Source organism: Thalassotalea sp. 1_MG-2023 (assembly GCF_030546745.1).
GTDB lineage: Bacteria > Pseudomonadota > Gammaproteobacteria > Enterobacterales > Alteromonadaceae > Thalassotalea_C.
Genome location: NZ_JAUOPD010000001.1, coordinates 132,944 through 145,690, shown reverse-complemented (window position 1 = coordinate 145,690; position 12,747 = coordinate 132,944). Strand labels below are relative to the sequence as shown.

Below are 12,747 nucleotides of genomic sequence, written 5' to 3'. Positions count from 1 at the left end.
AGGATCAATTCCTATAATTAAACGCTAGTCGAATACAGAACCGCCACTTGGTATCATCCCATGGGGTAAACCGTTTAATTCTATAGCGGTCTTCAGTCAGGTTTTCTAATGTTCCCCAATCAGTGGAAAGTGCAGCTTTAATGCCGATGTTTTTTAATAATTGGCTATGCTCTTCACGAAAGTCAATACCTAGCTTGCCATTAGGAAAAGCAAAATATTTCACTTTCTCCCCAATAATACTTTCTAAAATACCATGACATTCCATTATCTGTTGATCGACAACGTCTTTATTTTCCACCGCTAATATTGGATGATTATGTGTGTGACCACCGATAATCATGCCATTGTCGTGCATTTCTTTAATTTGCTCTTTAGACAAAAAGCTGTGTTGTGGTTTCGTTGCACCTGTTTGCTTGTATAGTGCGTCAATCATCACCTCACGCTCTTCTAGGGTCATGTACTTAATTTTTTCAATAATGATATCTCTACTTTTCAATCGTTGATTAAACGTAGAAATATCAAATATTTGATTATTTAGGCTGAGTTCAGTCAGCGATACCGGTGCTTTGGCAAAAGCATGACGAATGAATTCATCCCACAAGGCTCCACTTTCTATACCGCCTGTAGCAATAAAGAAGTTAGCAACAAGCCCTTCTTCCTTTAGTAACCTGAAAATATGGTGGTAACTATCATTGTAACCATCGTCTATGGTTAAACACACGGCACCAAATGGCAATTTACCAGCTTCCATTAAGCTAAGTGCTTCGTCGATAGACAAAACAACGAAGTGTTTTTTTAACCACCTTAATTGATTGTGGAAATCTTTAACGGATAATACCGTTGGATTAAGTGGATCTTCAAATTCATCTACACGGTGATAAGTCAAAATATTTAATTTATTACCGTGACGTCCTTTGCTGTAATGTTTTATTATTGTTTTTAGCAGCCAATTCAACACTTAAACCCTCCGTCCATCGAGTGTGAATGTTCTCTTTTTTTCTTTTTTAATAATTCTATGTTCTATAGCAAACAATATCGCAAGTATGGCGTAGAGCATATCAAAATATGCCAAACTCACGGCGGCACCACCGGCACAGTAAGCTATAAGAGATACTTTTATCATGCGACACAATAACTGCATTTCTTCATTTTCTTTTGTTTTCTTTAAGTGTTTTACAATTTTCGATGCCTTCCTATAGGCAACAAAAATCAACAACATAAAGATAAAAAAGCCAATATAGCCATGATCACCTAATACCTGAAAATAAATACTATGTGCAGCTTTAAACCGAACATGTGACAAATGAGACGTATCGACAATATTATTGAAATAAGCATAACCTTCGTAACCATCCCACACTATTGAATATTGCCCAGATTTAAAGCCGCCACCAGTGATAAAATTATCATTGGCAATAAGCACAGCCGTTTTCCAAGCTAAAACCCGGCCTAAAAATGAATTATCCTCTGTTGCCGTTTCAATCGTATTCATACGATTCATCCAGTCGTCTGGAATATATTTACTGCCTAAACCAAGCGATACAGTCAACAATAATGCATAGAGTATTTTACGATTACTTTGCCACCAAAAATATCCGCCAACCACTATTAAAGCCAAAAGACCGCCTCGTGAATGCGTTCCAATAATAGCCACGACACAAAGTACTATCACGCAATTAATACCAAACTTAAAAAGTTTGGATTTACTTATTTTCACTAAATAAAACATTAATGGCAGCAACATATTAAATGCTAAAGCCAATTCATTTCGATCACCTAACACATGACCAATAAAGCCATGTATTCGGTGTCCACCACCTGAAGAAATGTATTTAAGGCCTTCAAGCGCTCCATAAAAGCCAATTGAGAGCATCAGTGCCCATATCATAACGTTGATATGAAGCTCTTTTTTGATCACTAAAATACAAAAATAAAACAGTAAGGTTATTTTTAGAAATTCAACCCATTCAGTCCAAACAACAGCCGATATGGAAATAGTAAATATACTGGTGATGAGTGTCCAAAGTAGGAACATGAATACTAGAATGGTTAAACCGTCAGACGGCAATTTATCCTTTTTTTCTTTGCTAACAATATAAGAGACAAATGCCAAAATAACGACGATCAAATTATATCTGAATGAGCCAGCAAAGCCGTATACCCAACCCTTAGGGAAAAACATGGCGACCCAAAGCCACATTGCAGCTCCGATAAAAGGCTTACGTAACACAGCAATGAAAATGGCAAGCATCACGCAAACCATTAATAGATCTCTCATCGACGAGTATCCTTCTTGTCTTCTTCGTCAGCCTCTGCTGTTTTGTTATCTTCTTTTATTGCCCAAAAGCAAAGGTAGACAACAGCAGCAAGGTTACACGCCCATAGAAAGCTTTCCACGTTATGCCTCTACTTTACTGATTACGTAACGAAATTTACCTGACTTTTCAGCATCAATTTTCGTTACTAATTCTATTTCAATAGTGACTTGTTCACCTAAGCGCTTTTTAAAGTCAGTGATGATTTTAGACGATAATTCTTCGCTTAAATCACCGGTCTCAGTCACTATTTGTACTTTCGTTAATGATGTCGTTTCTTGAATTATTTTAAATTCACCAACGCCTTCAAGCTCTCTTAACACATAAATTAATGCAAGTCCGTGCATAATTGTGCCATCGTAAGCGACGATAAAATCAGTGGTTCTTCCTTCGATATCCATCAAGCAAGGTAGCCCTCGACCACATGAACATGGCTCAGGGTCAATCGCCGCCACGTCGCCTGTACGATAACGAATAAACGGGAAGTCAGATGTCGCCATATGAGTTATCACTATTTCACCCTTTTCACCATCAGGCACTGGGTTACCCTCACGATCGATGATTTCAACGACAATATCTTCGGCACTTAAATGCATTTTACCGTCAGGGCATTGATGCGCAATAAACCCTGCATCTCTACCACCATAACCGTTGGCTACAGGTGCACCAAACGTTGTTTCAATGATGTCTCTTTGATAGGGATATAAACGCTCAGATGTTACGAACACCACTTCAATGCCAAGATTATCTACACGAATATTGTGTTTTTGTGCTGTTTTAGCGATCAAACTAAACACTGACGGATAACCAAATAGCATTTTGGGTTTTTCAGCTTTTATCGTTTCAATGAAATTCAACAGCTTAGTGTCATTCATATCAAAAGCTGGCACTAAGGTGGAACGGAATAATTTGTCGCGAAACAATCTGACTTTATCTTGAGCGCCCAATTCAATTGGCGAGCCCCATGCAACAATTTCTTTATCACCTATATCGACACCCCACCAACGGGTTGCACGCCACTTTTCAGCAACATCATGGCTGACGCGTTCATTACTTAGCAAAAACGTTAACGGCGTACCGCTAGAGCCACCCGTAGTGAAAGGGCTGACTGGCCCAGCATTATCGGCCTTTAGTTGTTCAAAGTGCTCACGTATAACGGGTTTATCTAAAAAAGGTAACTTGGTGAGATCTGCTTTGCTGTTAATATCTTGTGCTGAAAGGCCTAATTTTTTAAATAATTGACGATAGTAAGGCACATGCTTAACAACGGTACTTATGAAGCTATGTAAGCGCTTTTCCTGTTGCGCTAAAATTGCCGCTTTGCTTTGCCATTGCGACTCTTCTAAGGCTTTTTTAATCGCCACAGTATCATGTTTTTTTAATTTTTCATGCAGTGGAAACAACAATGACGAAACAATTTTAGTATACATAACGAAGCGTTTATCCTTTTTCCGCAATGGCCTTTACATAATGCTGTTGTAAGTTACTCCAGACATTTTTCCAAAAAAACTTACTGATAGTTTTTTGACCATTTTCAATCAGTGTCACGCGAAATGCATCATCTTGCAAGAGCTTAATTACACCATCAGCAATGGCTTGTTCATTTTCTATGTTTACCAGAATTGCATCGTGCTGATCTGTTACTAACGTTGGTATACCACCTACATTCGTTGAAACCACTGGTGTGCCACACGCTAACGATTCAATTATCGAATTGGGCGAATTATCAACAATACTGGTATTGACCATAACATCGGCTGAGCGGTATAGATCAGCGATTTCATCTGGGGATAATCGCCCAACAAAACTAACCTGGCTTTCAATAGCTAATCGTTTCACTAACGCTTGTAAATTAGTTAACTCTGGTCCTGTACCTGCTACTGATAATCGTGCCTGTGGAAACTGTTGATGTACAAGCGCAAAGCCTTTAATAGCGGTAGCAACGTCATAAATCTCTTCTAAATTTCGAGTAACAATAATATGAGGTTGTTCATTAACCGTTTTTTGCTCTGCTGGATAAAATTTCGTTTGATCCAATACATTCGGCACTACCTCAGCTTGCAGTTCGAATTGATGAAATACTTGTTGTAAAAAAGCGGACGGCACTAATATTTGCTGACATTTACGAAGACTAGGTTTGACCCAAAACCATGATTTTTCGAAAAACGTTTGTGCATAGCCACCACGGTAATTCAACACTACTGGTTTATTTAAGCCATGGGCAACCCAAATTGCGGGGGCTGCAAACAAATGCCAAGACCAACCAGAATTCGCCATTATGTGTACCACATCTACGTGCTTGAGTTGCCGCTTTAGTGAAACAAGATACTGAACTAAGCGAAAACCCGCGCGAATAATAGGTATTTTACCAATAAATGCAGGGAAGTAAGCAGGATTCACTTGAACGATATCCACGTCAAGCCCTTCTTCTGTTAAAAACTCACCAAGCTTTCTTGTTTGGTTCGCCATTCCGCCAGCAGGAGGCGGTAAAGGGCCAACAATCGCGACGCGCTTTAAAGTACTCACTTAACTAACTTTCCTGTTATTTTTTGATAAATTTCGATATAGTTTTCCACGCTATTCTGCCAGTTTCTGACTTGCTCTACATAGCGCCTACCTTCGGCAATAACGTCCTGCCAATGGGCTTTCTCCGTTAATATTTGTTGTATTTTTTCAACCAAGTTATCGACATTATCCGCTTTGAACAAATAACCATTGCTGTGATCTGTGATCAATTCATGATGACCACCGACATCAGACGCTAATAACAGTTTACCTTGAGCCATCGCCTCTAATGGTTTTAATGGAGTAACAAGTTCAGTTAAACGCATCGATTTTCGAGGGTAAACTAATAAATCAACCAAGCTGTAATAACGCCCTACTTCACTGTGTGGTACTCGGCCAGTAAAAGTTACATAATCAGTTAACCCTAATGCTGCCACTTGCGCCTTTAAGTTGTCTTCTTGTGGACCACCACCGACCAACAATAAATGTATATCTTGCCGTTGTTTTACCACTTCCGCTAATGCATTAATGGCTAAATCTAGTCCTTCGTAGGCGTAAAAAGATCCTAAAAAGCCAAGCACTGTTTTATTCGCTAATGATAACTCTTGTTCTAAAGTTTGATTTTTCTCAGTAATAACATCAAATTGCTCAACATTTACCGCATTGGCAATCACAGTAAACTTTTCTTCGTTGAACCCTCTACCGATTAAGTCTTTTCTCAAACCTTGGCAAATTGTTGTCACCGCATCAGCATGTTTAACAACATGTGTTTCCATGGCACGCGTTAATTTATAACGTAAATCCCCTTCTTTACAGGTACCATGGTCAACGGCGGCATCTTCCCAGAAGGCACGAATTTCATACACCACAGGTAAGCCCGACTTCTTACCGGCTTTAAGAGCTGCTAGGCCATTTAAAGCCGGTGAGTGTGCATGTATTACATCTGGTTTTTCTATCGCTATTACTTCTAGAATCCGTTCCACCATAGGTTCGATAAAGGCTAACTGATTCAAAACAGGCAATTTTGACAACACGCCACTTGGTGGCGCACTACGATAAAACACTAGGTCATCGACCGTTTCTGTTTCTTTTACGCTATTACCATGTTTAGGACTAGTGACATGACAGGTTTCAATCCCTAACTGGTGTTGTTTTTTCAAGATCGAACGTGTACGGAAGGTATACCCGCTATGTAAAGGTATTGAGTGGTCTAATACGTGTAATGCTTTCATGCAATTAACTCGTTGCTTGACGATAAAAAGAGGCAAACATCAGTAAAGTCCATAATGGAGCACTGTATTCTTTTCTGCCTGACTGGTGATCATCTATCCATTGACGAATAGTATTCATATTGAATAACCCTGATTCGTGCATTTCTTGACTGAGTAATGCATCTTTTAGCTTTTGTTTTAGTGGGCCTCTAAACCAGTCAGCTAGTGGTACTCTAAAGCCCATTTTGCTGCGATACAGTACATCGTGCGGCAAGTGCTCTTCCATGGCTTTTTTCAAAACATATTTCCCTTGCCCTGCTTTTAATCGCATCCGTGGTGGAACTTGGGCAGACCACTCGACAAATTCATGATCTAGAAAGGGTACACGCACTTCTAAACTGTGTGCCATACTTGCGCGATCTACTTTGGTTAAGATATCACCCACTAAGTAGGTTTTAATATCTAAATATTGAATTAAGGAAAGTGGGTCATCGCCATCAAAGTTCGCTTCGTGATGTCTAAACACATCAAGTGCATGATAACCCGCAAGTTGCTCATGAACCTCTGGAGAAAACAATGCCTTACGTTGTTCATCATTCATGATTGAAACACCATGAAAGTAACCTTCGACAATATCCATGGCTAGCGATTGAAAAGTGGTTTTAGCGCGAAGAAAACGTGGGGCCCAATCAAGCTTAGGGTATAGTTTCCCTAACGGTTTAAAAATAGCCTTACGCACTGCTGCTGGTATTTTATCTCGTACTTTTTGTTCATTCATCATTAATGCATAGCGACGATAACCAGCTAAAAGCTCATCCGCACCATCACCTGACATACAAACAGTTACTTTTTTACGTGCTAGTTCACAAACACGATACGTTGGCATTGCTGAACTATCAGCGTAGGGTTCATCGTAAAGTTCAGCCAACATATCGAGCAGATCAAAGTCATCGCTTTTTACGATGTTTTCTAGATGATCTGTGTTGTAGCGCTTCGCTACCATACGAGCAAAATCAGTTTCATTATAATCTTTTACATCAAAACCAATTGAACAAGTTTTTACTTTTTGCTCACTCACTTGTGACATCATTGCCACCACAGCACTTGAGTCAACCCCACCTGATAAAAACGAACCTAGAGGCACTTCTGCCATCATATGACTATCAACAGATTTCTTTAACTGTGCAACCGCTTGGTCGATATATTCTTGTTCAGATAGATCGGTTTGTTTGGCATAACTCACATCCCAATATTGATGAATCTTCATTGGGCTTTGGGGTGTTTCAAAGTAAATGGTATGGCCTGGACTTAATTTATGCACAGATTGATAAATGGTATTTGGTTCAGCAACGTAACCAAATGCAAAATATTGCTCTAGCGCTTTTACATCAACTTTTTTATCAAGGTTAGGTATTAATTTTAAACTTTTAAGCTCTGATGCAAAATAAAAAACTCGATCAATCACCGTATAAAAAAGCGGTTTAATGCCAAGACGATCACGGGTGATAAAAAAGGCATTGGTAGACTTTTGCCAAATCACATAAGAAAACATACCGTTGAGTCGTTCAACGCTTTGTGGCCCCCATTCTATGTAAGCATTTAAAATTACTTCGGTATCGGAATGGGTATTAAAGGTATAACCAAGCGAGATGAGTTGAGCTCTTATTTCAAGGAAATTGTACACTTCACCATTAAAAACAATAATATAGTCACCACAATTACTACTCATCGGTTGTTGACCCGATGATAGGTCTATGATGGATAAACGTCGATGTGCCAAGCCAACATATTGATCAACATATTGATCGCCTTCATCTGGCCCGCGATGAAACTGCGCTTGGTTCATTTTAGCCAGTAATGTGCCATCAACCTCTGCATCTTTATCTAATTTTAAATAACCCGTAATACCACACATTCTTCGTTTACCCTTTCTATAGCAGCTGGTCGTAGCATGCTAAATAGTCTTTCACCATGCGTTGTTCGTTGTATGAATTCAATACTTTTTCACGGGCTTGTTCACCGTGTTCTGTTGTTTTTTCAACATTATCTAGATAAAACGCCATCGCTTTTTCAAGCTCAACTGAGTTTTGTTTTTCTACTAGAATCCCTTCTTTATGCTGTTCAATGACTTGTGGAATACCACCTACTTCGGTTGCGATTATTGCGGTTGATGCCGACATTGCTTCTAAAATGGTCATTGGAATACCTTCAGCAATTGATGATAAAACAAACACATCAACCTGTGTTAATAACTGCGCAATATCGTCTCGCGCACCAAGAAAGTGTACCCGTTCATTGAGCTGATATTCTTGGGTTAATAACTCGAGTTCTTGACGAAGTGGGCCATCACCGATGATGGTCATTGACCATGCTTGTTCACCGTGATCTTGTTGCAGTAATTGGCAAGCTCGTAGCAAATTCTTGTGATCTTTAATCGGAGATAAACGAGCAATATTAGCAAAACGTATATGTTGGCTATGCTGTTTCGGTAAATTGAACAACTCGGTATTAATACCGTTGGCAATCAACTGCGTTTTCTTTGTTGAAATACCCACGGTGGTATTTAACCATTGAAACAACTCCTGGCTAACGGCTATATATCGATGAATGAATAAAGACATAAGCTTTCGCAAAACGTTATGTTTTTTGTTTAAACCTTGTGGATCATTTATATCTCGTCCGTGCTCTGCATGTATTCTGCCTTTCACGCCCGCTAACATCGCAATAGGATGATATTCAATCGTTGATAAATTATAACTATGTAAGATATCAGGCTTAATTTCTCTTAATAGCTGAAATAAGCGAAAGTGTAACTTCCAATCATTCCCAGCTTTTTTATGCAAGCAATAGACAGGGACTTGCTCATTAAGATCGCTTTGAGAGAAGTTATTCGCTGTTGTCAGTGAAATAATGACATGCTTAACATCGCTTTGTTGCTGCATTTGCCGAATACAATTAAGCATTACCCGTTCAAGCCCGCCAATGTCCAGCTGCAAAATTAAATGCGCTATCGTTTTTCTCGTACTCACAAATGCGGTTCCATCTTATTTTTCACCGCTGACAGTTTTTCAATAAGTAACGACTTTTCTTGGCTTGGCTCATTACTTGGTGCTAATGATACTGCGATAACATAACTGACGTGTGCCCCGCCAGTTAACGACGATATTACCTGATACAACTTGGTCCACATTGAAGACACGCTTGAATATTGACCAATAACATATTGATAAACATAACTGCGTGTTTTGCCCGATGTGTTACGTAATAGAACAAATTGCAGTTGCCCAAGTTCATTCTCTACTTCTTGCTGTTCAATGACAGTCCAGCGTTCTGCATCATGCAATTTATTAGTAAATGAAATCAATTCACCTTCGGTTTGTTTATTTGCATATTTTGCGACAAATACTTCAAAGTTTCCGTCAGTGATAAAAGAATGTGCAATCGGTTTTGAAAACGTGATCCCCCAGTTTGATTGCTTGACAAGCGCACCGTTTAACATCGGCTGAGGATTACTTGGTGTTTCAACCACCGGAATTTGTTTTAAAAGAAGCGCCGCAGTGATCATTACCACACTTGCACTGATGATACTGGTAACCCGATAATTCCCTGTTTGTGTGGGTAGTTCAGCGTTAGGTTTTTGCTCTTCATCAATAAACTTACCACCCACCCAAAACATCATCATGATAACAAAACCAAAAAACAGCCAACCGTACACTAAATGATCTGCTCCCGTTGCATATTTCATATCAGAATAATGGGCAATAGCAACGATTAGGTAAGCACGAATACCATTCGCCAAAATAGGTAAAATTAAGGCAAATAAGAAGAAAATGATTTGTTTTTTAAGCTTGGTATAGTTTAAGTAGGCAAATAAAGCACCTACGGCTGCAGATGCGATTAAATAGCGAATACCTGAGCATGCTACGGCAACTTCAAAAAGGCCTGACGGTGTTTGAATATATAATCCATCGCGAAAAACAGGCACCCCTGTTAACTGCAAGAAAAATACCGTAAACCATGCGGTGACATCTTGCAGCCACGGGATCAAATTTTCTCCCATTGGCACTAGGAACAATAAATAGATTAGCGGAAATTTATAAATGCGCGCTAGCTTGTTACCAATCACTAACCAGAAAATAGCCATTAAGGCGATAACTGCAGCTAGTTGACTCACAACATTGACATCAGCAACCGCTGCAATTAATCCTAACCCTACAGCGCCTAATAATACCACGAGTGCTTGCCAACTCGTACTTAACGGCACGGTTAATAAAGGCGTTCTATTACGCCATACTAACCACATGGCAATAGGTAAAATAAAGTACCCGTGTGCAAATGTATCAGAGCGGCGCCATATAGCTTCCATACCTATTAAGGCATCAGAAAATAGCCAGCCCCAACATAAAATCAGTAGACTAAAACCAAGCAAAACCTTCGCATTTCTACTTTGCATTTCTCTCGTCCTAATTACTTACCACTAAAATAGTCTGGCAAGTTTGCCAGTGTTGCTTGCCATGTAAAGTTATCAATTACCCACCGTCTATTCGCCGGTTGGGTTTTATCCGCTAAGAAATTTACACATGCATTAGTAAACTCAACAGGATCATCTGAAATCACTAAATGTTCATTACTTGGCGCGTTAATGCCTTCCATACCCATCGTGGTAGTAACAATAGGTTTATTTAACGACATCGCCTCTAATACTTTATTTTGAATTCCCCGAGCAATTTGCATTGGTGCAACTACACATGCTGATTGGGCAATAAACGGACGAATATCATGCACGCGCCCCGTTACAACGATTCCAGGTCGTTCCGCAAGTTTTTCAACTTCTGCTGATGGATTTCCACCCACAATGTAGAATAAACAGTCAGGAGCTTGTTGCTTAATATTCGGCCAAACATGTTCAGCAAACCACAGCACTGAATCAACGTTAGCCCAATAATCCATCGCCCCTGTAAAAGCAATAAAAGGGTGTTCAGGAATTGATTCATCAGCCATTTTAGCTTCTGGATCAAAAAACGATACATCTACGCCATTTAATACCCCATGGATTTTATGTTGCACCTGCTCTGGCTGTAAGCTTCTAAAAAGTGCAGCTTCGTCTGGCGAAACAAATAAGCTATGGGTAAATTTTTCAGTGATCTGTGCTTCATATTGAGCAAGCTTTTCATACTCACGCTGAAAAACCCACTTAGCAATTCCTGATTTTTTCTCCGCATATTGACGCCACTTATCAGAGTCTACGTCAACAAAGTCAATCACTCGTGTTGCTACGGAAAATTCATCGTCTTGGCAGTATTGCGCCATAGATGACGAATAGACAAAAATATTCTTAATGTTTTGCTGGTGAAAGGTACGGTTCACCCAATGCTTCATTTTGGTATCAGCATAATAAGGTAACGTAATAGCTTGGCCGGTAATAAAGGCTTTTAAACCTTTTATTTTTGACAAGGTTTTGTGTTGATCAATCGCACAGACATCAACACAATATTTATTCAGTGCTGATACATATTGCTTATCAAAAGGGTCATCAATGAAACAGCCTAAATAGACATCGTAGTGTTCACTTAACTTTTTCAAAATATTAAATGAGCGTATTTTATCGCCTTTATTCGGCGGATAAGGAATACGATGGCAAAGATAAAGTAACGGTTCCTTGTTCATATATGCTTATCCTAAGTATTTTGAAAGAAATGGTCCTAAAAATTGGCTGACCTTTAACGGCAACTTCTGCCAAAGGTTAATAAACAATTTATATTTAGGATTATTAGGGCTTAAATTAGGTAATTCTTTGGCATTAACTAAGTGGTAATAATAATGAAGTGGCTCTGGCTCCATACCCCAGTTTTTCTTATATTTATATGGGCCACTGTCATGTTTGCTACGGCCAAAGTCATACCATTGACTCCCCTTTTCTTCTTTAGCATGACACATTACCTGATAATACATGTAATCAGCGCTTTTTATTGCACGGGAAGCACTATTGCCACCACCGTAGTAAGGCAGCACTTGATCGTTAAAGTAAAAGTTCATGACAGCGTTTGAAGGATTACCTTCAGCATCATTCACCACAAGTATGTCGGCATTTTGAGAAAATTCATTCATTAAATTTTCAAAATACTGTTTACTGAAAATCGGCGTACCTAAATTACGATAGCTTTCTGAGAGTAATTGATAAAATTGTTCAACATCATGCGTAACTTGATGCTTTAGCTCATTTTTTAACGAGTGTCTAATAACAGCACGTTGCTTTTTCTTTACTTTAGCAAGTATTTGTTCGCTATCTTCTGCTAATTCACAACCAAAAGTGCTGTGCACTTGTTTAAGCAGTAAACCATTATTTTGAGCATGTCGGTAACGTAATTCGAGGTAATCAACCTCGAGCGATTCACTTAACGTTTTAGCGTGTGATTCTAATTCTCGAACTACATCATCGTTATCAGCTATAGCACCGCCATAAACACAGAATGGCGTTGAAATAAGCGCATGACCAAACAACGCACTTTTCACCTCTACTAATGGTAATACCCCTAAAACTTGATCACCATCTTCTGCCATTATGTAATAGCACGAATGACCAAAACTTTTTGAAATGACCGACATCCAGCCAGACAAATGAAAAAAAGAGCCTTGTTTATGAGTTCTTACGTAGTTATCCCAACGGGTAAAATCTTGTTCTGTTATTGTTATTACGCGTGCAACCAATTTTCAAT

At 39.1% G+C, this 12,747-nt stretch carries 11 protein-coding genes; all 11 read right to left on the bottom strand.

From position 1 onward, the window contains the following. Positions 1-4 precede the first annotated feature (4 nt). The 11 genes from Q4489_RS00630 to Q4489_RS00580 are packed head-to-tail and all read right to left on the bottom strand — an operon-like array spanning position 5 to position 12,739. Positions 5-958 (bottom strand): polysaccharide deacetylase family protein, encoded by a 954-nt coding sequence (locus Q4489_RS00630; RefSeq protein ID WP_303475716.1) that lies wholly within the window; start codon positions 956-958, stop codon positions 5-7. Continuing rightward, positions 959-2,278, bottom strand: coding sequence for a putative O-glycosylation ligase, exosortase A system-associated (locus tag Q4489_RS00625; protein WP_303475714.1), 1,320 nt, complete (start codon positions 2,276-2,278; stop codon positions 959-961). Continuing rightward, a complete protein-coding gene (locus tag Q4489_RS00620; protein WP_303475711.1) occupies positions 2,275-2,397 on the bottom strand; it encodes a hypothetical protein in 123 nt (40 codons plus the stop codon). The genes Q4489_RS00625 and Q4489_RS00620 overlap by 4 nt, the downstream gene beginning before the upstream one ends. Position 2,398: 1 nt before the next feature. After that, entirely contained in the window at positions 2,399-3,745 is a 1,347-nt protein-coding gene (locus tag Q4489_RS00615; protein ID WP_303475703.1) for a phenylacetate--CoA ligase family protein, read from the bottom strand. A gap of 10 nt (positions 3,746-3,755) precedes the next feature. Next, positions 3,756-4,841 carry a glycosyltransferase family 4 protein gene (locus tag Q4489_RS00610; protein WP_303475701.1) on the bottom strand — a complete coding sequence of 362 codons (1,086 nt, stop codon included), beginning with the start codon at positions 4,839-4,841 and terminating at the stop codon, positions 3,756-3,758. Continuing rightward, positions 4,838-6,052, bottom strand: a complete 1,215-nt coding sequence (locus Q4489_RS00605; RefSeq protein ID WP_303475699.1) for a TIGR04063 family PEP-CTERM/XrtA system glycosyltransferase — start codon at positions 6,050-6,052, stop codon at positions 4,838-4,840. The genes Q4489_RS00610 and Q4489_RS00605 overlap by 4 nt, the downstream gene beginning before the upstream one ends. A gap of 4 nt (positions 6,053-6,056) precedes the next feature. Then, complete coding sequence (locus tag Q4489_RS00600) at positions 6,057-7,946, bottom strand: XrtA/PEP-CTERM system amidotransferase (RefSeq protein WP_303475696.1); 1,890 nt, start codon at positions 7,944-7,946, stop codon at positions 6,057-6,059. Positions 7,947-7,962: 16 nt separating this feature from the next. Further along, positions 7,963-9,060 (bottom strand): glycosyltransferase, encoded by a 1,098-nt coding sequence (locus tag Q4489_RS00595; protein ID WP_303475693.1) that lies wholly within the window; start codon positions 9,058-9,060, stop codon positions 7,963-7,965. Then, a complete protein-coding gene (xrtA, locus tag Q4489_RS00590; RefSeq protein WP_303475689.1) occupies positions 9,057-10,484 on the bottom strand; it encodes an exosortase A in 1,428 nt (475 codons plus the stop codon). The genes Q4489_RS00595 and xrtA overlap by 4 nt, the downstream gene beginning before the upstream one ends. Positions 10,485-10,498: 14 nt before the next feature. Beyond that, positions 10,499-11,698: a TIGR03087 family PEP-CTERM/XrtA system glycosyltransferase gene (locus Q4489_RS00585; RefSeq protein ID WP_303475685.1), complete on the bottom strand. Its 1,200-nt coding sequence runs from the start codon at positions 11,696-11,698 to the stop codon at positions 10,499-10,501. Positions 11,699-11,704: 6 nt separating this feature from the next. Then, on the bottom strand, positions 11,705-12,739 hold the full coding sequence (locus tag Q4489_RS00580) for a FemAB family XrtA/PEP-CTERM system-associated protein (RefSeq protein WP_303475682.1): 1,035 nt from the start codon (positions 12,737-12,739) through the stop codon (positions 11,705-11,707). Between the last annotated feature and the right edge of the window lie 8 nt (positions 12,740-12,747).